This is a genomic window from Lentzea sp. NPDC058450 (genome assembly GCF_042721395.1).
GTDB lineage: Bacteria > Actinomycetota > Actinomycetes > Mycobacteriales > Pseudonocardiaceae > Lentzea.
The window spans coordinates 63708-82115 of sequence record NZ_JBHXLO010000036.1; the positions used below are offsets into that span (position 1 = coordinate 63708).

Sequence of the window (18408 nt, forward strand, 5' to 3'; positions counted from 1 at the left end):
GGCGCTGCCAGGCCGTGCCAGTGAGGCGTGCGGGGGCTGCCAGGGGCTGCGAGCACCGTTGGTCGTGCCGTCAGGGAGGCGGCACGATCGAACCAGGGGAGCCTCTTAATGCGCGTCACGATCATCGGTGCCGGACTCGGCGGTCTCACGCTCGCTCGCGTGCTGCACGTCCACGGCATCCCGTCCGTCGTCCACGAGGCGGAGGAGTCGCCGACGGCGCGCTCGCAGGGCGGGATGCTGGACATCCACGACTACAACGGGCAGATCGCCGTCGAGGCCGCCGGGTTGGTGGAGGAGTTCCAGCGGTTGGTGCTGCCCGGTCGGCAGGCCATGCGGGTGCTGGAGAACGACGGCACGGTCCTGTTCGAGAAGGCCGACGACGGTAGTGGTGGCCGTCCCGAGGTGCAGCGCGCTGACCTGCGGCAGATGCTGCTCGACTCGTTGCCTGCTGGGACCGTGCGGTGGGGGAGCAAGGTCACCGATCCGGGCGCTCTCGACACCGATGTGCTCGTTGGCGCTGATGGGGCGTGGTCGCGGGTCAGGCCGTTGGTGTCGGACGCCAAGCCGGTGTACGCGGGGTCGGCTTTCATCGAGACCTTCATCCGCGACGCCGACACCCGGTTCCCGGCCACGGCGAAGGCGGTCGGTGGTGGATCGCTCTTCGCGCCCGGCAAGGACTGCGGCATCTTCGCGCACCGCGAGGCGGGCGGCCTGCTGCACACCTACGTCGAGTTCAACCGGCCGCTGGAGTGGTTCGAGACGTTCGACGTCACCGATCCGGTGCAGGTCGCGCGGCACTTCGAGGGGTGGGCGCCGGAGTTGCGGTCGTTGATCCTCGACACCGACACCACGCCCCAGTTGCGCGCTCATCACGCCCTGCCGGACGACCACCGCTGGGAGCGCGTGCCGGGTGTGACGCTGGTCGGCGACGCCGCGCACCTGTTGCCTCCCAACGGTGAGGGCGCCAATCTCGCCATGCTCGACGGCGCCGAACTGGCGTTGGCGCTCGCCACCTCCTCCGACGTCGAGACCGCGCTCGCCTCCTACGAGGAGGCCATGTGGGAGCGGGCGGCCAAGACCGCCGCCGACACCGAGGTCACGGTGCAGAGCCTCTTCGGCGACGACGCCCCGCAGAAGCTGCTCGACCTGCTCATCGACGCATAGCGACGCCGAACAGGACCGCCATGAGGGCCACCCCGGCCCACATGGCGGTCCGCCATCCCTCCACAAAGGACCCGCCGCCGTCGACCGCGCTCGCCACCATCGCGCCCAGCAAGGCGATCCCTAGCGCCGTGCCGAACTCGCGCGTGACGTCGTTCAACGCCGACGCCACACCCTGTTGCGGCACAGCGCTGGTGATCGCCTCGGTGGCGGGCGGCATCGACAACCCCATGCCCGCGCCCATCGCGATCATGCCCGGCAGCACGGCCAGGTAGCCGCCGTCCACGAACACCGCCATGAACGCCAAACCCGTGCCGCCCAAGGCGATCCCGGCGCTCATCGTCACGCGTGCGCCCACCCGTTCGGCCAGCCGTGGCGCGAGCCCGGATACGACCATCATCACGCCGGCCATCGGCAGCAACGCCACCGTCGACACCAGCCCCGACCACCCCAGCACGGTCTGGAAGAACGGGTACAGCACGATCGACACCCCGGCCTGCACCCCGAACACCACCAGCAGCACCAGCGACCCGGTGGCCAGCTTCCGCGTGCGGAACAGCCGGATGTCCAGCAACGGCAAGGGATGCCGCAGTTCCCACACCACGAACGCCACCGCCGCGCTCGCCCCGACGGCCAGGCCGATCAGGCCGCCCTCGTGCAGGAAGTAGATCAACCCGGCCACCGCGATCACGGACGTGACCGCTCCGCCCACGTCGAACGGCCGCACGTCCCGCGAGTCCGGCACCTCCCGCAACGCCAGCACGATCGCGGTCGCCACGAGCGCGACGGGCAGCACGAACAGGAACCGCCAGGTGGCGACGTCGACGAGCAGCGCGGACAGGAACATCCCCAGCAGCCCACCGCCCCCGGCCACCCCGGTCCACACCCCGATGGCCCGTCCGCGTTCCTGCTCCGGGAACGTCGAGGTGATCACGGCGAGCGTGACGGGCATGATCGTCGCCGCCCCGACCCCGGCCACCACCCGCGTCGCCAGCAGCACCTCGGCCGACGGGGCCAGCCCCGCCACCGCGTTCGCGATCCCGAACACCACGAGCCCGCCGACGAGCACCGGCCGCCGCCCCCAGCGATCGCCGACGGCACCCAGTGGCAGCAACAGCGCCGCCAACGTCAGCACGTACCCGTTGATGATCCACAACACCGTGCTCTGCGACGCGCCGAACTCGGCGGCGAGGTGCGGCTGGGCGACGTTCAGGCCGGTCACCGACGAGATCACGGCCATCAAGGCCACGCACACCGCGACCAGGGTTTTCGTTCGAGTCATGCGGCCGAAGCTAGGCGCGGTTTGCGCGACGGACATACGATCGTGCGCATGACGCAAGAAGACGGCGATCTGGACGGCCTCGTGCGCAAGCGAATTCGCGCCCTCCGAGTCGCCCAGGGTTGGTCCCTGGACGAACTCGCCACCCGCGCGAAGCTCAGTCCGTCGTCCCTGAGTCGCATCGAGAACGGCCAACGGCGCCTGGCTTTGGACCAGCTCGTGACGCTGGCGCGCGCCCTGGACACGTCGCTGGATCAGCTGGTGGAGACCGACACCGACGACGTGATCGTCAGCCCGATGCTCGACGGCGCCCACGGCACCATGCGCTGGCCGATCAAGGCGGAGCCGGGCATGACCGTGATGCGTCAGCGGATGACCACCCCGCCGCCTGACAACCCGGCCTCGTTGCGCGCCCACTCGGGCCGCGAGTGGCTGGTGGTGCTGTCCGGGACGGCCGTGTTGCTGCTGGGCAACCGCCGGTTCCGGGTGGAGACGAACCAGGCGGCGGAGTTCCCGACGATGCTGCCGCACGCGATCGGCACGGCGGGTGGACCGTGCGAGATCCTCGGCATCTTCGACCGGGAGGCCCGTCGAGGTCACAACGCGGACAAACACGCCGCCGGGAAGGCCTGATCTTGCGCGGGTGGCACCGCTCGGGCTGAGCTTCTTGCCGAATGCGCAAGCGGCCGTGCACGAGGCGCATGGCAGACCTACGTTGGTGGCATGAGCGAACACGGACATGGCCACGGACATGGCCACGGGCACGGCCATGGGCACGCGGACAGCGTTGATCAGGCCGAGGTCCTCGACCTCGACGCCGAACTCCTTGCCACCCACACCGCGGACATCATCGACCGCCTCCCGGTGACCGCCCCGGCCCAGATCGTCGACCTCGGCGCGGGCACGGGCGCCGGCACGTTCGCCCTGCTGGCCCGCTTCCCCGAGTCGCACCTGACCGCCGTCGACTCGTCCTTGGAGCACCTCCAACGCCTCCGCGCCAAGGCAGGCGAACGCGGCGTGGCAGACCGGGTCCACACCGTCCTGGCCGACCTCGACGCCGACTGGCCCGACCTCGGCACCCCCGACCTGATCTGGGCGTCGGCGTCGCTGCACCACATGGCCGACCCGGCCCACACCCTCAGCCGGCTCCACAAGACCCTCGCCCCGAACGGCGTCCTGGCCGTCGTCGAACTGGCGGGGATGCCCCAGTTCTTCCCGGACCAGGCCCCGGACGGACCCGACGAACGCCTCCCGCACCGCGGTGCCGACTGGGGCCCGAAGCTCACCGAGGCGGGCTTCACCGTCGAGGACGAACGCACCATCACCGTCCACATCGAACGGTCAGAGGCCGTGGAACGCTACGCCCGCATCGTTCTGGGCAGGCAACTCGCCTCAGAGGCTCTGGAAACGGCCCTGAACCGCGACGACCTGGCCCTGCACACCGAACGCACCGTCTGGACGGCCCGGAAATGACCTACGCGCAGTGGCGAGAAGCCAGGTTGGCCGAGATCACCGACAAGGTGAAGGTCGTCGCCAAGGGCACCGTGAGCGACCGCCCGGTGGAACTCCCCGGCGTCGCAGGGGAGTGGCGAGTGACCGACGGCGCCCTGACCTTCAACAACACCGAGGTCGACGGCGTCACCGAACTCCCCGACGGCCGAACCGCGCTCAGCGGCGGCGCCGACGGCTTCTACGGCGTGGTCGTCAAGGACGACAAGGCGCTGGAACAGTCAGGCCTGCAAGGCATCGACACCTACCCCTACGACCCGGCCTGGGTCTTCGAGGGCGAGTTCCGTGCGGCGCAGGAGGATCGACACGTCGAAGTCGAGCACCTGACCGCGCCCCGCACCACCCAGCCGGTCAAGGCGCCGGTGGACCTGGTCGTCACCATTGACGGTCGTGAGCACGTCCTCACGGTCCTCGAAACCATGCCGGGCCAACGTCTCGTCGTCTTCACCGACGAGACCAACGGCTTCGAAACGCCGAGCATCGGTCGTTGGTTGGTGTTGCCGTTGCAAGAACCTCTAACGAAGGTGACGGTCGACTTCAACCAGGCCACCCTCTCGCACCACCACCTGGTCCCGGCCGTGTTCACGTGCCCGTTGTCGCCGCCCGGCAACCACCTCCCGATCCGAGTCGAAGCAGGAGAGCGAGCGCTCATGTACGACCTGAAGGCCAAGGCCACCACCTACCTGCGTCACCTGGAGAACCGCGAGTGGTCCGAGGCGCGTGCCATGTGCACGGCCGACGCCACCGTCTGGCACAACGACGGCAAGGGCGACTCCGGCATCGGCGAGAACATCGCCGGCATGGAAGCGCAGATCGAGCCGATCGAGTCGATGCGCTACGACATCACCAGGCAGTTCGAACAGCCCGGCGAGGTGTTGCAGCAGCACGTCGTGAACGTCGCCACGAAGGACGGCGGACTGTTCGCAGTGGACGCCGCCGTCTACTTCCGCTTCGAGAACGGCCTCATCACGAGGATCGAGGAGTACGCGAGCCTGCCAGGCTGACGAGGGCGCTCCGCAACGACTCCAGCGCGGCCGCCCGAGCCCCGATGAGCGACGGCGAAGCCACAGAGGCCGCTCTGAGCTCGACCTGACGTGGCGACCGCTCGCACTCGGCGCGGACGGCGGTCAGCAACGACGGCCCCCACGACCCGCCGACCACGACCACCTCGGGGTCGGTCAGCGTCACCAAAGCCGTCACGACACCGGCGATCGCCCGCGCCAGCACGTCGAAGTCCGCTTCGAGAAGCCTGGGCACGTCGATCGCGGTGGTTCCCGGACGGCGCAGCCCGAGCTCGCCGAACACCTCGATGAACGGCGTCGCCCCGGACGGCCCGGCCGTGATCAGGTGCGAGATCTCGCCGGCCAGCCCGGAACGCCCTCGCCGCACCTCGCCGTCCAGCACGACCGCGCATCCCAGGCCTTCGCCCAGGAACAGGTAGGCGAAGTCCGCGACGCCCAGCGCGGCGTGCTCGGCCTGGGCTGCCCAGTTCACGTCGTTGTCGACGAGCACGGGCCCGTGCAGCAACGGCGACAGCACCGCTCTCGGGTCCAGTTCGCCCACCAGGAACGGCGAGTCGGGCAGCTGCACGAGCCGTCCGGTGGCCCGGTCGACGGGGTCGGCGGCGCTCACCGTGCAGAGCCGGACGTTGTGCGCCGCAACGGTCTCCGCCACCACCGAGGGCAGCACGGTGGCGACGTCGGCCGCGGCGGCGGGCTGGTGCGTGCGGCCGACGACGTCTCCGTGGGCGTCGACGCACTCGGCCGTCACGCCGTCCGGGGCGATCGTCACGACGAGGGCGACGCCGATGTCCTCGGCCAGGCCGTAGAACGAGCCGACCCGGCCCTTGCCGCGTCCACCTCTCGTGCGTTCGCCGGTGTCGGCGACCAGTCCGCTCTCGACCAGCCTGCGCACGCTCTCGCTCACGGTCGGCTTCGACAGGCCGGTCTCGACCGCGAGCTCGGCGCGCGTCAGCTTGCGGGCGGACATCAACGTCCGCAGCACGTGCTCGTCGGAGATCGAGCGCAGCAACTCCTGCGACGGCTTGGTCACGGGTGCGGATTCTAGTTAGGGGTCTTGCCTACAACGTCGCGACACGCTTATCGTTCCTAGTTAGGAGGCTTTACTGGAAGGAAGTCGCGATGCTGCCGAGCTGGAACACGACCCCCGCTGACCTGCCCCTCGCCGTGAAGGAGATCAAGAAGGCGATCCGCGCCCGCATCGAAGCGTCCGGCCGCACGGTCGAGGAGGTGTTCGCGGTCGTCGAGGAGCAGATCCGGCGCGAAGTCGACGACGTGAAGTCCGGCCAGGGCTGGCCGGTGATCGACTACGCCGACATCGAGTCCGGCGCCGCCGACCCCGACCTGGTCAAACGCCGCGGCTGCGTGGTGGTCCGCAACCACTTCAGCCGCGACCAGGCCCTCGCGTGGGACGCCTCGATCGTCGACTACGTCGAGACCAACGACTTCTTCGCCCAGTACCGCGGCCCCGGCGACGACTTCTTCGGCAGCGTCGGCTCGAAGCCCGAGATCTACCCGATCTACTGGTCACCGGCCCAGGCCGAGGCCCGCGCCCACCCGCGCATGGCCACCGTCCAACGCTTCCTCAACGGCCTCTGGCGCCACGAGGGCTGGTTCGACCCGGCCACCGACGTCGGCTACCCGGACCGCATCCGCCGCCGCCCGCCCGGCACCACCTCTTCCGGCCTCGGCACCCACCTCGACCCCGGCACCCTCGACCTGTGGATGACCGCCGAGTACCAACAGGCGTTCCGGCACCTCTTCGACGGCACGCCCGAGCAGTACGACCCGTGGGACGCCGCCCACCGCACCGCCGGCCCGCAGTACCCCGGCACCACCATGTGCTCGGTCTTCCGCACCTTCCAGGGCTGGACCGCGCTCTCCGACATGGCCCACGACCAGGGCGTGCTGCACACCGTCCCGATCCCGGGCGCCATGGCGTACCTGATGCTGCGCCCACTCCTCGACGACGTCCCCGACGACGAGATGTGCGGCGTCACCGTCAACCAGGTCTTCCCGGTCAGCAGCAAGTACCACTCACTCCTGCTAGAGGCTCTAACGGGAATTCCAACCGTTAACGCCGGTGACAGCGTCTGGTGGCACTGCGACATGATCCACAGCGTCGCGCCCGTCACCGACCAGCAGGGATGGGGAAACGTCATGTACATCCCCGCAGCACCCTCTTGCGAACGTAACAACCTCTATCAAAAGCAAATCCATCTAGCGCACGTGACAGGTTCTAGCCCCAGCGACTTCCCCGAAGAGCACTACGAACGCACCTGGCCCAACCGCTCACGCCCGGAAGAGCACGCGGAACACGGCGCCGTCGCCGGGTGAGGTAGCCAGCTCGATGCGCCAGCCGTGGGCGATGACGAGGGCGTCGACGATCGCCAGCCCGAGGCCTGTGCCGCCGGGGCCGCGGGCTGGGTCGGCGCGGTAGAAGCGCTCGAACGCGCGCGCGGCCTGGTCGGGGGTCATGCCGGGGCCTTGGTCGGCCACTTCGAAGGTTGTGGGGGTGAGGCGGACGGCGATCGGGGTGCCGGGTGGGGTGTGGATGAGGGCGTTGTCGAGGAGGTTGGTGAGGATCTGGCGGACGCGCGCCTCGTCGGCCTCGACTCGGACGGGGGTGGCGGGGAGCTCGAGGGAGATGGGGCGCGCGGGGGTGGTGGGCGGTTCGGACGGGAGGGCGGTGGCTGGCTCCGGCGGGAGGTCTGGGGCGGTGGGTGGTCCCGGCGGGGCTGGGGAAGCGGGCGGTTCTGGCTGGGGTGCAGTGGCGGCGGGCTGCTCGGGCGGGGGTGTGGGAGCGAACGGCTTCGGCTGGGGTGCGGAAGTGGCGTGCGGCTCGGGTCGGGGGACTGGGGCGGTGGGCGGCGCCGGCGAGAGGGCGGGCGGTTCGGGCCTGGTCGCGGGTGTGGGGGTGGCTGGGAGCTCCAGTTGGGGTGCGGGTGTGGGGTCTGCTGGTGGTTGCGTTGAGTCGGGGCGGTCTGTTTCGCGCATTCGCGCCTCTACTACCGCGTCGTTCACCAGCACGACCAGGTCGACCTCCGCGAGTACCAGCGGCTGCTCTGAGTCCAGGCGGGCCAGTTGCAGCAGGTCGTCTACCAGCACGCCCATGCGTGAGGCGTGGTCCTCGATCCGCGCCAACACCGATGAGGCGTCGGGGGCCGCTCCCTGGCGGTACAGCTCGGCGTAGCCGCGGATCGAGGTCAGCGGTGTGCGCAGTTCGTGGGAGGCGTCCGCTACGAACTGGCGCATCCGTTTTTCGGACGTCACCCGTGCGGCGAATGCTGACTCGATTTGGCCGAGCATCGTGTTCAGCGCCGAGGCCAGTCGGCCTACCTCCGACCCCGGCGTGCGCACGGGGACCCGGCGCGCCAGGTCGCCGGCTGCTATCTCGCCGGCTACCTGCTCTACCTCCTCCAAGGCTCGGGTTGAGGCGCGCACCAGGGCGTAGCCGGCCATGCCTACCAGCGCCAAAGCCCCTAGTGAGATCAGCAGGAAGGCCAGGCGGAGGTCGTCTACGGCTCGGTCCACCTCCGACTGGTCGGCGTAGGCGATGAGTTCGGTTCCGTCGAAGTCGCGCATCACGACGCGGCGGATTCCTACTGTCACGTGGTCGCCGGAGGCCAGGGTGCCGAAGGGTGGCAGGTCGGCGAACGGGGTGCCGGACACGATGCCGGTGGAGTCGCGGACGATCACGTTGTCGCGCAGGGGGAAGGCGCGCGGGACAGAGACGACGCGGTCCAGGCGGGCGTCTACCTGGCCGAGTAGGTAGCGCTCCATCACCGTGGAGCCGATCAGCCACGTGCCGAAGAGGCCCGCTGCCGCCAGGGCTACGAGCACCACCACCAGGCGGACGCGCAACGTCATGGGCGGATCATGTACCCCAGGCCGCGCACGGTGTGGATCAGGCGCGGCGAGGAGGCGTCCACCTTGCGGCGCAGGTAGGAGATGTAGGACTCGACCACGCCTACGTCGCCGTCGAAGTCGTGTGACCACACCTGGTCCAGGATCTGGGCCTTGGACAGGACTCGGCCGGTGTTGCGCATCAGGTAGTGGAGGAGGCGGAACTCCGTTGGGGAGAGTTCGATGACGCGCGTGCCGCGGCGGACTACGTGGCTGTCGACGTCCAGGGTCAGGTCGCCGCACGTCAGGAGGTCGGGAGCGCCTGGGCGGGTGCGGCGGAGGACGGCTGTTACGCGGGCGATGACCTCTTCCAGACTGAACGGTTTGGTTATGTAGCCGTCGCCGCCGATTGTGAGGCCGGTGATGCGGTCGTCGGCGCCGTCGCGGGCGGTCAGGTACAGGACTGGGACTCGCACGCCGGACGAACGCAGGCGGCGGACCACCTCGAAGCCGTCTCGGTCGGGGAGCATCACGTCCAGGAGGACCAGGTCCGGCGAGGTGGAGTGGGCGGCTGTCAGGGCTTCGGAGCCGGTTGCGGCGCTGGTCACGGTGAACCCCGCGAACCGCAGGCTGGCGCACAGCAGTTCGCGGATGCTCGGTTCGTCCTCGACGACCAGCAACCGGCCCCGTTCCACCCGGGAATCGTGCATCAGCCGGTGGCCGGGCGCTGGGTGATCGTCTGGCCCGTGACGGTGCCGTCGGAGCCTGCCTGGCCCTGGACGACGACCTGCTGGCCCGCCTTCAGGTCGGTCAGCTTGCCCTCGGACGAGATCTCGACCTTCGTGGAGTCCGAAGTGGACACCTTGACGATCTGGCCGTTCTGGGTCTTCACGTACACGGTGGTGCCTTCTACGTGGTCGATCGTGCCGATCGTGCCGCGGCCGAACTGGCCGCCGCCCTGACGGTTCGTGCCCGATGGGGGAGTACCGCCGCCGGGGAACTGGCGTCCGGCGGCGTTCTGGCGGGTCGGGGTTTCGCTGGCGCCGAAGGACTTCTGCACGAACACGCCGCCTACGAACGCCACGATCGCGAGGACCGCGACGCCCAGGATCATCGTGGTCTTGCCTACGCCTGCCTTGCGTTCCTTCAACTCGGTGGAGAGGTCGCTGTTCTCCAGCGGTTGGTCGAGCGGGTTGGGCGTTGGGTTGGTCACTGCCAGAACTCCTTATTCGTGCCTGAGAGCTTCGATGGGGCGCAGCTTGGCCGCGCGCGATGCCGGGTAGCTGCCGAAGAAGAGACCGATCAACGCCGACACGGCGAACGCGAGCAGCACGGACGACGGCACGATCACCGGCTGGATGCCCGCGATGGTGAACTGGCTGCCGATCACCCCCGCCGCCACGCCCAGGGCGCCGCCGAACAGGCTCAGCAGGGTTGCTTCGATCAGGAACTGGCCGAGGATCGAGGAGCGAGGCGCGCCGACGGCCTTGCGGATGCCGATCTCGCGGATTCGCTCGGTGACGGTGACCAGCATGATGTTCGTGATGCCGATTCCGCCTACCAGCAACGAGATCGCCGCCACGGAAGCCAGCAGCACGGTGAACGTCTCGGTCGTCGCGGTGCGGGCGGTCAGCAGCTGGTCCTGGCTCTGGATGCGGTAGTCGGCGGTGTCGGTGACCTTGTGCCGGCCGTTCAACACCGTCGTCACCTGGGCCTGCGCGTTCGGCAACGCGTCGGCGGACTGCGCCTGCACCACGATCTGGTTGAGGCTGCCGTAACCGGTCAGCGCGTTCTGCGTCGTCGTCAACGGCGCCACCGCGATGTCGTCCGCGTCCTGTAGGCCGCTGGAACCCTTGGTGGCCAGCACGCCCACCACCGTGAACGGGATGTTGTTGACCAGCATGGACTTCCCGACCGGGTCGGTGCCGGGGAAGAGCTGCGTCGCGACCGTGGAGCCGATCACCACGACCTTGCGCGCCTGCTGGAGGTCGTCGGCGGAGAACAGGTTCCCGGAAGCGACCGAGCCGTTGGTGGTGCTGAAGTAGTTCGGGTCGGAGCCGATGAACTGGCCCACGTCGTGGGTCGTGTCGCCGTACGCGGCCGTCGCCTGCGCGGAGACGACCGGGGAGGCGTACTTGACGTCGGGGGAGTCCGGGCCGACCAGCGCGGCCGCGTCTGCCGTCGTCAACGGCTTCGCGGTGCTGCCGGGCTGGGCGCGCTGCGGGCTGATCGTCAGGATGTTCGTGCCCAGGCCGGAGATGCTCTGCTCCACCGCGCTCGACGCGCCGTTGCCGACCGCGATCAGCATGATCACCGACGCGACGCCGATCAGGATGCCGAGCGTGGTGAGCCCGGACCGCATCTTGTTGGCGGTCAGGCCGCGGACGGCGAAGGCGGCGATCTCGAAGATCCTCACACCAGCACCCCCGCGACTCTGCCGTCGACGACGCGGACCGTGCGCATGGCGTGCGCGGCGACCTCGTCCTCGTGCGTGATCAGCACGACCGTGCGCCCGCTCGCGTTGAGGCGGTCCAGGATGCCGAGGACCTCGCGGCTCGACTCGGTGTCCAGGTTGCCGGTCGGCTCGTCCGCCAGCACGATCGCCGGGGAGGTGACGAGGGCCCGCGCGATCGCCACACGTTGTTGCTGGCCACCGGAAAGCTCGTTCGGCCGGTGGTGCACGCGGTCCTTCAGACCCACGAGATCGAGCGCCGCCAACGCCCGCTCGCGCCGTTGGGCACGCCGAACTCCCGCGTACACCAGCGGGAGCTCGACGTTCGCGAGTGCCGTTGTCCGCGGCACCAAGTTGAACGACTGGAAGACGAACCCGATCTTCCTGTTGCGCAGCAACGAGAGCTGCTCCTCGTCGAACTCGCCCGTGTCGATCCCGTCCAGCAGGTACTGGCCGGACGACGCCACGTCGAGGCACCCGAGGATGTTCAGCAGCGTCGACTTGCCCGACCCCGACGCGCCCATGATCGCGAGGTACTCGCCCTTCTCGACGGTCAGGTCGAGGCCCCGCAACGCGTGCACGGCCGTGTCGCCCGCGCCGTAGACCTTGCGGAGGTTCCGGACCTCGATGACCGGGCTCATCGACCGGTCCCGGTGAACCCGCCGCCGTTGCGGTTGCCGCCACCGGTGCCGGTGCCGGTGCCGGGGAACTGCCCGGTGCCCGGCTGCTGCTGCCGGTTGGTGTTGTTAGAGGTACTCACCTGCGGGAGAACCACTTCCTCGCCGGCGGTCAGACCCGACTTGATCTCCACGTACTGGTCGCCGCGCACCCCGATCTCGACGGTCTTGCGCGTCTCGGCCCCGTTCTCCAGCACCGCGACCGAACTCGCGCCGTTCACGGTCTGCACCGCGGCGGCGGGCACAGCGAGCACGCCGGTCGCGGACGCCACGGTGACCTCGACGCTCGCCGACTGACCGGGCTTCAGCTCGGCGGGCGGCTGGGTGAGCGCCAGGCTCACGCCGTACTGCACGACGTTGTTCGCGGTGGTCGGGGTGAGGTCGACGGTCGTGACCTTGGCCTGGATCGGCGTGCCGGACATCGCATTCACCGTCACGGTCGCGGTCTGGTCGGCCTTGAGCTTGCTGACGTCGGACTCGGAGACGTTCGCCTTCACCACGAGGTTCTTGAGGTCGGTGACCACGACGAAGCCGGAGGTGGTGGTCGTGCTGGTCGTGCTGGAGGTGCTGTTGCTGGACGACGACGAGCTGCCGCTGCCGACCTTCTGCCCGATCGCTCCCGTGACGGACGTGATCGTGCCGTCACCGGGCGCCGTCAGCACGGTCGCGGCCAGGTTGTCCTTGGCCTGCTGCAAAGCGAGCTGCGTCTGCCGGTAGGCCGTCAGCAACGCGTTGGTGCCCGTGCCCTTCTCCAGTGCCGCGTTCAGGTTGCCCTGCGCGATGTCCACCTGCCACTGCGCCTGCGTGGGGTCGAGCTTCGCGAGCTGCTGGCCCTTCGTCACCACGTCGCCGACCTTGACGTTGATCTCGGTGACCGTGCCGCTCGCGCCGAACGAGGCCGAGGCGCTGTAGGAGCTCTGCACGGTTCCGGAGGCCGTCACCACCTCGCTCACGTCGCGGTTGGCGGCAGCGGCCGTGCGGGCGGAGGTGGTGGACTGGGCATTGCCGGAGGAACCGAAGAACATCAGGTAACCGGCCACACCGGCACCGAGGAGCACCACCACCAGCAGTCCGTTGATCACCAAGGATCTGCGAAGTCGAGTCATGGCAGGGGATCGTCGTCCGCCAAGCTGTGTCAGGGCTGCGAGTTTCCTGGCAACGAGCTGAAGATCAGCCTGACCGTTTTCACCCGAATGAGCACCTTGTTGCTTTTCGAGCAACCCCTACGGTCGAGGAATGGCCACCAGCACACCCTCTACGGCGTACAGCAGGGATCTAGGCGAAGAACTCCGCAAAGTACGCGAACGTTCCACCGATCTGACGGGCGCCGCGTTCGCGGTGAAGCTGGGCTGGGACCCCAGCAAGGTCTCGACCCTGGAGAACGGCAAGTACCGCCCCAGCGAGATCGACCTCGTGCAGTACCTCTCGATGCTGGGCAAGGACATCGACTACTTCGAGGACTTCAAGCGCCGCTTCAGGTACGCGTTCGACGAGTACATCGTGCAGGTCTCGGACAACCTCAAGACCCTCGCGATGGCCGAGGCCACGGCCGCGACGGTCACGAGCTACGACACGCAGGCGATCCCAGGTCTGTCGCAGACGCCGGAATACGCGGACAGCCTGTACCGCATGGGTGGGTACATCGTGGAGGAGCGCATCCCGGCGGTGGTGAAGTGCCGGATGGACCGTCAGGCGATCCTGAACCGGCACGACCGGCCGGCCTGCCTGTTCTACGTGCACGAGCACGCGTTGCACACGCAGGTCGGCGACGCGCAGATCATGCAGGACCAGTACGCCAAGCTGCTGTTCGGTGCGCCCCGGATTCGGATCGTGCCCGCGACGGCGCGACTGGTGGCCACCAGTTGTGTGCTGTGGGAGTACGACAAGGCGCGGCCCGTGGCGTTCGCCTCGACCGACCTGGCGAAGGTGTTCGTGCAGGATCCAGCGGCCATCGTGCGCACCAGGTTGCTCTTCGATCGCTTGGCCGAGGTCGCTCTGGATGAGGAAGAATCGCGGAAGGTGCTGGCGGACTACGTCGGCCGACCGCGAGAGGAACTCCATGAGCGAGGCCCGCGTCTGGCGTAAGAGCAGCTACAGCGGTGCTACCGAGGACGACAACTGCGTCGAGGTTTCGCTCCTGTCGGAGGCTCTGGTGCGCGACTCGAAGTCTCCGGCGACCGGCGTGCTGAGCTTCGGCGTCAGTGCGTGGGAGAGCTTCGTGCAAGGGTTGCGCTGACGGGCTCGTGCCAGTCGATGTGGTGGTCGTAGATCCACTGGCTGGGGTCGTGCCTCATCCGCTTCATGGCGACGCTCATGATCAGGTCGCGCGGAATCCGGGCCACGGGTCCGAGCGCCTTCCAGCCGCCGGTGCGGTTGCCCTGCTCGACGACGCGTTCCACCCGCGTGCGTCGTAGTCGTTCGTACGAGGTGAACGCCGAGGTGACGTCCGGGCTGTCGCGCAGGCACATCGCCAGCACGACGGCGTCCTCGAGCGCCATGGCCGCGCCCTGGCCGATCGACGGGGCGGTGGCGTGGGCCGCGTCCCCGATGACGATCATCCGGCCGCGGTGCCAGCGAGGCATCGTCGGGAGGTCGTAGGTGTTCCAGCCGGTGTGGATGCGGTCGGTCGCCGCGATGATGTCCACGGCGGGGCCGCGGTCGCGCCGGAACAGCTCGGTCAGCCGGGATCGCCACTCCGCGGGCGTGATCGCGGTCAGTTCGGTGGGGCTCGGTGGGTTCGCCACCCACCACACCTCGCCGTTCGGGTGGGCGGTGTAGGCCATGAAGCAGCGTCTGCCGAAGAGGGCGTTCATCATGCCCGGCTCGCTGTCCACCGCGACGCCCCGTGCGTAGCCGCCGGTGTTGAGCAGTCCCGAGTAGCGCGCGCCCGGTGCGTCCGGGTCGATGATCTCGCGGGTGCGCGAGTGCAGGCCGTCCGCGCCGACCAGCAGGTCGCCGGTGGCGGTGGTGCCGTCGGTGAACGTCGCCAGCACGCCGTCGGCGGTGTCCTGAGCGTCCGCGAGTCGTTTGCCGTACTCGAAGCGCACGCCGCGCAGGAGGGCCTCTTCGCGGAGGGCGCGGTACAGGTCGGCTCGTTTGACGGTCCTGCTCGTGCCGTAGGGGAGTTCGCCGAGCCTGCGGCCGGAACCGCTGGTGATCGTGATCCTCGGGGTGTCGAAGCCCAGGTCGTGGACGTCGAGGTCCAGCGCGCGCAGGGCGTCGAGGGCGTTCACCGCGAGGGTCAGGAAGACGCCCGCGTTGTCCGCAGTCCGGTCGTAGGCCTCGTAGACGACCGGGGTGATCCCCGCCTTGACCAGGGCCAGGGCGTGCGCCGACCCCGCGATGCCGCCGCCGGCGACCAGTGCTGTGTATGCCATACACCGAGTTTATGCCATACACTCGGCCGCGCTGCAAGGCGCTGACTAGCCCGAATAAAGTGGTGCCGATGAACGACAAGCTGCCGTCCGGGCTCGACGTGCTCTGGGGGCGACTCGACGAACCGGCGCCCGAGCCCAGGCTGGGGCTGAGCCTCGCCCGCATCGTGCGCGCGGCGGTGGAGGCGGCCGACGCCGGTGGCCTCGACGAGGTGTCGATGGCCAAGATCGCCAAGCAGCTGGGCTTCACCACGATGTCGCTGTACCGGCACGTGAAGAGCAAGAACGAGATCCTGCTGCTGATGCTGGACTCGGTCGCGGCCGTGCCCGCCGAGCTCGACGAGCCCTGCGACGACTGGCGGGCGGGCCTGCGCCGTTGGTGCCGGGCGCAGTGGACGATGCTGCACACCCACTCGTGGATCGTGCACCTGCCCATCACCGGACCGCCGGTCACGCCCAACCAGCTGGCGTGGACCGACCGCGCGCTGCGGGTGCTGGCCGGGACCGGGCTGAGCGAGAGCGACAAGGTCGGCGTGGTCCTGCTGGCCGCCAACTACATGCTCACCACCGCGCGGCTGAGCACGGATCTGGGATCGTCGGCCTCGGGGGAGTCGGTCGCGGCCTACAGCGCGTTGCTCGGTGGTCTCGTTGAGGCGCAACGGTTCCCAGCGCTGCGCACGGCCGTGGACGCGGGCGCGTTCGACTACCCGGCGGGCACTGCGGCCGAGGAACGGCAGCTGGGGTACGAGTTCGGCCTGGACCGGATCCTCGACGGCGTGGAGGTCCTCGTCCGGTCTCGTGAGGGGTCCTGAGCAGCGGTTCAGCGGCTGGGAAAAATTTCCTCGGAACACCTTGAACCGTTGCCCCGCCTGCCACGTGTACCCGCTGTCGAACGGGAACGAGGGGACAGGGCCATGGCTGACGAGAAGACTGTGATGATCGGCCAGTGCGGTCCGACGCTGCTGCTGCCGAAGCAGGGCAGCCGTGTGACGCCGATGCGTCGGAACGCCCCGCTGCGGGTGGACGTCGCCGGCGGTGGCCCGGTCGGTCTCGCCTTCGCCTGCACCCTCAAGGCGCAGCTCGGTGACGCGGTCCAGATCCGGGTGCACGACCGTCGCTGGAAGAAGGCGAACAGCCGGGTCGTGTGGAAGGGCCTGTCGGACGGCAACAACCGTCGCGAGCAGGTCGTGACGCTGCAGAGCAACGTGTGGGCGGCGCTTCCCCTCGCCGTGCAGAACCGGTTGTTCGCGCCCGGCAAGTTCTCCGAGATGTGGCCCCTCGGCCCGGACTCCCCGAAGTCCAAGGGGCGGCCGCGCAACATCAAGATCCGCTGGATCGAGGACGCGCTGCTGGACATGGCGCAGGACGTCTACGGCATCGAGCTCGTCGCCGACGCGTACACCCCTCCCGCGAGGTTCGACGGCCTGCACGTCCTCGCCATCGCCGACGGCGCCCGTTCCGCCACCCGCGAGGCGTTCAAGGACCAGTTCGGCACGCCCAGCCGGGAACTGTTCTCCGTGGACGGTTCGCCGCTCGACGAGCGCGTGCTCGGCATCCGCGTCACCGCGAAGTCGCCCGACGAGCACACCGTGCCGTTGACGGTGGCGCAGAACAGGTTCCTGTTCAACTCGATGGGTGGCGGCTTCATCAACATGCGCCTCACCGCCGAGGAGGCGTCCGAGATCGTCGCGCTCGGTGAGAGCGGTCCCGTGTCGTGCATCGGCAAGTTCGGTTGCACCATGCGTCCGTCGACCAACGGCCGGTTCGTGTGCGACAAGCACCGTGCGGTGTTCAAGCCGTCCGTCGACAAGCTCTCCTACCTGTGGCCGCGGATCCTCGACGGCCTGCGGTTCTTCGGCGTGGGTGTGGCGGACGTCGTCGGCATCAACTCGTTCACGCTCGGCATGCAGCAGATGTCGAAGTTCACCGCGCAACTCGCCCCGTCGACGTTCGGCTTCCTGCTCGGCGACGCCGCGAACTCGCTGCACTTCTGGCCGGGCCGCGGCCTCAACACGGGCCTCAAGAGCGCGCTCTCGCTGGCCGTGAACCTGCAGAAGCGCTGGAACGGCAAGCCCTTCCGCGCCGCCGACTTCGCCCAGCACGAGGGCATCATGCAGCAGCTCCAGTACCGCGAGAAGTCGCGCGCCTGGACCACCATGCTCATGCCCGACGCCGAGGGCACCCCGCGCGGCATCGAGGACCGCATCCGCGACGGCCTGCACGGCCCGTGCGACCGCGCCGCCCTCGTGCAGACGCTGTTCGAGCGCGTCATCGAGATCAAGAAGCGGATGGGCGACCGCATGGGCCCGCTCGCGACCGACGAGTGGTACTACGGCCGCGTCAACGCGCTCGACACCCGCACGCTGAAGGTCATGGTCGAGTCGGGCGCGTGGATCACCCGCGAGATCGGCGGCGAGGAGGTCGAGATCCCCTCGGCCGCGCCCGCCGCCGAGCCCCAGCCGGTCCGCCGGGGCCTGTCGCTGGTCAGCTAGGCCCGCGCGTACCTGGTCAGGACGACGCCACCGGCGAACGTCCGCGTCTCGACCAGGTCCAGCTGCACCCGGTCGTCGAGCGCGCTGAAGAACGGCGCGCCGGCGCCCAGCAGCACCGGGTGCGTCACGATCTCGTACTCGTCCACCAGCCCGGCGCGCATCGCCGCGCCGGCCAGCGTCGCGCCGCCGACCCGCAGCGGCCCGCCGTCCTCGGCCTTGAGCCGGGTGATCTCCTCGATGGCGTCGCCGGTGACCACGCGGGTGTTCCACTGCGGGTCGTCGATCGGCTTGGAGGAGAAGACGACCTTCGGCGTGTCCCGCCAGTTCCGGGCGAACGCGACGTGCGCCGGGGTCGCGCCCGGCTGCTCGTCGCCCGTGGGCCAGTAGGAGCTCATCGTCTCCCACAGGCCGCGCCCGTACAGGAAGGTCTCGATCCCCTGCTCCTGTTCGAGCCACCACTCGAACAGCTCGGCGTTGCCGCCGCCCCAGTTGGTGCCGCCGTCGGTCGTGGCGACGTAGCCGTCGAGGCTCAGGTTCATGCCGTAGATCAGTTTCCGCATGCGCGGCATCCTTCCGTCAGTCCTTCTGCGACGGGTAGA

Annotated in this window: 19 protein-coding genes; 9 read left to right on the plus strand and 10 right to left on the minus strand. The window is 69.2% G+C overall.

Features of this window, described 5'->3' with window-relative positions; all coding sequences use genetic code 11:
- Nucleotides 1–108 precede the first annotated feature (108 nt).
- Nucleotides 109–1164, plus strand: coding sequence for an FAD-dependent oxidoreductase (locus ACFWNN_RS38240; RefSeq protein WP_382444849.1), 1056 nt, complete (start codon nucleotides 109–111; stop codon nucleotides 1162–1164).
- Here the strand turns inward: ACFWNN_RS38240 and ACFWNN_RS38245 are convergent.
- Nucleotides 1151–2443, minus strand: a complete 1293-nt coding sequence (locus tag ACFWNN_RS38245) for an MFS transporter (protein WP_382444850.1) — start codon at nucleotides 2441–2443, stop codon at nucleotides 1151–1153. The two genes, ACFWNN_RS38240 and ACFWNN_RS38245, sit on opposite strands and share 14 nt — an antisense overlap.
- Before the next feature lie 48 nt (nucleotides 2444–2491).
- On the opposite strand from ACFWNN_RS38245, the gene ACFWNN_RS38250 reads away from it, so the two are divergent.
- From ACFWNN_RS38250 to ACFWNN_RS38260, 3 genes are all read left to right on the plus strand, one after another.
- Nucleotides 2492–3073 carry a helix-turn-helix domain-containing protein gene (locus tag ACFWNN_RS38250; protein WP_382444851.1) on the plus strand — a complete coding sequence of 194 codons (582 nt, stop codon included), beginning with the start codon at nucleotides 2492–2494 and terminating at the stop codon, nucleotides 3071–3073.
- Between the two features lie 90 nt (nucleotides 3074–3163).
- Entirely contained in the window at nucleotides 3164–3913 is a 750-nt protein-coding gene (locus ACFWNN_RS38255; protein ID WP_382444852.1) for a class I SAM-dependent methyltransferase, read from the plus strand.
- The gene (locus ACFWNN_RS38260) at nucleotides 3910–4953 is read left to right on the plus strand and encodes a DUF1684 domain-containing protein (RefSeq protein WP_382444853.1); all 1044 of its coding nucleotides are present in this window, start codon (nucleotides 3910–3912) and stop codon (nucleotides 4951–4953) included. Before ACFWNN_RS38255 ends, ACFWNN_RS38260 begins: the two co-directional genes overlap by 4 nt.
- On the opposite strand, the gene ACFWNN_RS38265 is transcribed toward ACFWNN_RS38260, so the two are convergent.
- A complete protein-coding gene (locus ACFWNN_RS38265; protein WP_382444854.1) occupies nucleotides 4916–6001 on the minus strand; it encodes an ROK family transcriptional regulator in 1086 nt (361 codons plus the stop codon). The two genes, ACFWNN_RS38260 and ACFWNN_RS38265, sit on opposite strands and share 38 nt — an antisense overlap.
- Nucleotides 6002–6090: 89 nt before the next feature.
- Here ACFWNN_RS38265 and ACFWNN_RS38270 point away from each other — a divergent pair, with 89 nt between their 5' ends.
- The gene (locus ACFWNN_RS38270) at nucleotides 6091–7305 is read left to right on the plus strand and encodes a YbiU family protein (RefSeq protein ID WP_382444855.1); all 1215 of its coding nucleotides are present in this window, start codon (nucleotides 6091–6093) and stop codon (nucleotides 7303–7305) included.
- On the opposite strand, the gene ACFWNN_RS38275 is transcribed toward ACFWNN_RS38270, so the two are convergent.
- From ACFWNN_RS38275 to ACFWNN_RS38300, 6 genes are read right to left on the minus strand one after another with little or no spacing between them, the layout of a single operon-like run.
- On the minus strand, nucleotides 7261–8838 hold the full coding sequence (locus ACFWNN_RS38275; RefSeq protein WP_382444856.1) for an ATP-binding protein: 1578 nt from the start codon (nucleotides 8836–8838) through the stop codon (nucleotides 7261–7263). The two genes, ACFWNN_RS38270 and ACFWNN_RS38275, sit on opposite strands and share 45 nt — an antisense overlap.
- Nucleotides 8835–9524, minus strand: coding sequence for a response regulator transcription factor (locus tag ACFWNN_RS38280; RefSeq protein ID WP_382444857.1), 690 nt, complete (start codon nucleotides 9522–9524; stop codon nucleotides 8835–8837). Before ACFWNN_RS38280 ends, ACFWNN_RS38275 begins: the two co-directional genes overlap by 4 nt.
- Complete coding sequence (locus tag ACFWNN_RS38285) at nucleotides 9524–10027, minus strand: hypothetical protein (RefSeq protein ID WP_382444858.1); 504 nt, start codon at nucleotides 10025–10027, stop codon at nucleotides 9524–9526. Before ACFWNN_RS38285 ends, ACFWNN_RS38280 begins: the two co-directional genes overlap by 1 nt.
- 12 nt (nucleotides 10028–10039) lie before the next feature.
- The gene (locus ACFWNN_RS38290; protein ID WP_382444859.1) at nucleotides 10040–11230 is read right to left on the minus strand and encodes an ABC transporter permease; all 1191 of its coding nucleotides are present in this window, start codon (nucleotides 11228–11230) and stop codon (nucleotides 10040–10042) included.
- Entirely contained in the window at nucleotides 11227–11907 is a 681-nt protein-coding gene (locus ACFWNN_RS38295; protein WP_382444860.1) for an ABC transporter ATP-binding protein, read from the minus strand. Before ACFWNN_RS38295 ends, ACFWNN_RS38290 begins: the two co-directional genes overlap by 4 nt.
- On the minus strand, nucleotides 11904–13049 hold the full coding sequence (locus ACFWNN_RS38300; protein WP_382444861.1) for an efflux RND transporter periplasmic adaptor subunit: 1146 nt from the start codon (nucleotides 13047–13049) through the stop codon (nucleotides 11904–11906). Before ACFWNN_RS38300 ends, ACFWNN_RS38295 begins: the two co-directional genes overlap by 4 nt.
- Before the next feature lie 130 nt (nucleotides 13050–13179).
- On the opposite strand from ACFWNN_RS38300, the gene ACFWNN_RS38305 reads away from it, so the two are divergent.
- Complete coding sequence (locus ACFWNN_RS38305) at nucleotides 13180–14028, plus strand: helix-turn-helix domain-containing protein (protein WP_382444862.1); 849 nt, start codon at nucleotides 13180–13182, stop codon at nucleotides 14026–14028.
- On the plus strand, nucleotides 14003–14179 hold the full coding sequence (locus tag ACFWNN_RS38310; protein ID WP_382444863.1) for a DUF397 domain-containing protein: 177 nt from the start codon (nucleotides 14003–14005) through the stop codon (nucleotides 14177–14179). Before ACFWNN_RS38305 ends, ACFWNN_RS38310 begins: the two co-directional genes overlap by 26 nt.
- Here ACFWNN_RS38310 and ACFWNN_RS38315 read toward each other — a convergent pair.
- The gene (locus tag ACFWNN_RS38315; RefSeq protein WP_382444864.1) at nucleotides 14142–15320 is read right to left on the minus strand and encodes an FAD-dependent monooxygenase; all 1179 of its coding nucleotides are present in this window, start codon (nucleotides 15318–15320) and stop codon (nucleotides 14142–14144) included. The genes ACFWNN_RS38310 and ACFWNN_RS38315 overlap by 38 nt on opposite strands.
- A gap of 68 nt (nucleotides 15321–15388) precedes the next feature.
- Here ACFWNN_RS38315 and ACFWNN_RS38320 point away from each other — a divergent pair, with 68 nt between their 5' ends.
- Both ACFWNN_RS38320 and ACFWNN_RS38325 read left to right on the plus strand, forming a co-directional pair.
- Nucleotides 15389–16129 carry a TetR/AcrR family transcriptional regulator gene (locus ACFWNN_RS38320; protein ID WP_382444865.1) on the plus strand — a complete coding sequence of 247 codons (741 nt, stop codon included), beginning with the start codon at nucleotides 15389–15391 and terminating at the stop codon, nucleotides 16127–16129.
- Between the two features lie 102 nt (nucleotides 16130–16231).
- A complete protein-coding gene (locus ACFWNN_RS38325; RefSeq protein ID WP_382444866.1) occupies nucleotides 16232–17809 on the plus strand; it encodes a hypothetical protein in 1578 nt (525 codons plus the stop codon).
- Here ACFWNN_RS38325 and ACFWNN_RS38330 read toward each other — a convergent pair.
- On the minus strand, nucleotides 17806–18369 hold the full coding sequence (locus ACFWNN_RS38330) for a dihydrofolate reductase family protein (protein ID WP_382444867.1): 564 nt from the start codon (nucleotides 18367–18369) through the stop codon (nucleotides 17806–17808). The two genes, ACFWNN_RS38325 and ACFWNN_RS38330, sit on opposite strands and share 4 nt — an antisense overlap.
- Nucleotides 18370–18408: the final 39 nt, after the last annotated feature.

Bases quoted from the DNA above. Each gene is read 5' to 3' on its own strand.
- ACFWNN_RS38240 (WP_382444849.1), top strand. From the start codon at position 109: ATGCGCGTCACGATCATCGGTGCCGGACTCGGCGGTCTCACGCTCGCT.
- ACFWNN_RS38315 (WP_382444864.1), bottom strand. From the start codon at position 15,320: ATGGCATACACAGCACTGGTCGCCGGCGGCGGCATCGCGGGGTCGGCG.
- ACFWNN_RS38260 (WP_382444853.1), top strand. From the start codon at position 3,910: ATGACCTACGCGCAGTGGCGAGAAGCCAGGTTGGCCGAGATCACCGAC.
- ACFWNN_RS38330 (WP_382444867.1), bottom strand. From the start codon at position 18,369: ATGCGGAAACTGATCTACGGCATGAACCTGAGCCTCGACGGCTACGTC.
- ACFWNN_RS38295 (WP_382444860.1), bottom strand. From the start codon at position 11,907: ATGAGCCCGGTCATCGAGGTCCGGAACCTCCGCAAGGTCTACGGCGCG.
- ACFWNN_RS38250 (WP_382444851.1), top strand. From the start codon at position 2,492: ATGACGCAAGAAGACGGCGATCTGGACGGCCTCGTGCGCAAGCGAATT.
- ACFWNN_RS38280 (WP_382444857.1), bottom strand. From the start codon at position 9,524: ATGCACGATTCCCGGGTGGAACGGGGCCGGTTGCTGGTCGTCGAGGAC.
- ACFWNN_RS38245 (WP_382444850.1), bottom strand. From the start codon at position 2,443: ATGACTCGAACGAAAACCCTGGTCGCGGTGTGCGTGGCCTTGATGGCC.
- ACFWNN_RS38300 (WP_382444861.1), bottom strand. From the start codon at position 13,049: ATGACTCGACTTCGCAGATCCTTGGTGATCAACGGACTGCTGGTGGTG.
- ACFWNN_RS38325 (WP_382444866.1), top strand. From the start codon at position 16,232: ATGGCTGACGAGAAGACTGTGATGATCGGCCAGTGCGGTCCGACGCTG.
- ACFWNN_RS38305 (WP_382444862.1), top strand. From the start codon at position 13,180: ATGGCCACCAGCACACCCTCTACGGCGTACAGCAGGGATCTAGGCGAA.
- ACFWNN_RS38310 (WP_382444863.1), top strand. From the start codon at position 14,003: ATGAGCGAGGCCCGCGTCTGGCGTAAGAGCAGCTACAGCGGTGCTACC.
- ACFWNN_RS38255 (WP_382444852.1), top strand. From the start codon at position 3,164: ATGAGCGAACACGGACATGGCCACGGACATGGCCACGGGCACGGCCAT.
- ACFWNN_RS38275 (WP_382444856.1), bottom strand. From the start codon at position 8,838: ATGACGTTGCGCGTCCGCCTGGTGGTGGTGCTCGTAGCCCTGGCGGCA.
- ACFWNN_RS38270 (WP_382444855.1), top strand. From the start codon at position 6,091: ATGCTGCCGAGCTGGAACACGACCCCCGCTGACCTGCCCCTCGCCGTG.
- ACFWNN_RS38320 (WP_382444865.1), top strand. From the start codon at position 15,389: ATGAACGACAAGCTGCCGTCCGGGCTCGACGTGCTCTGGGGGCGACTC.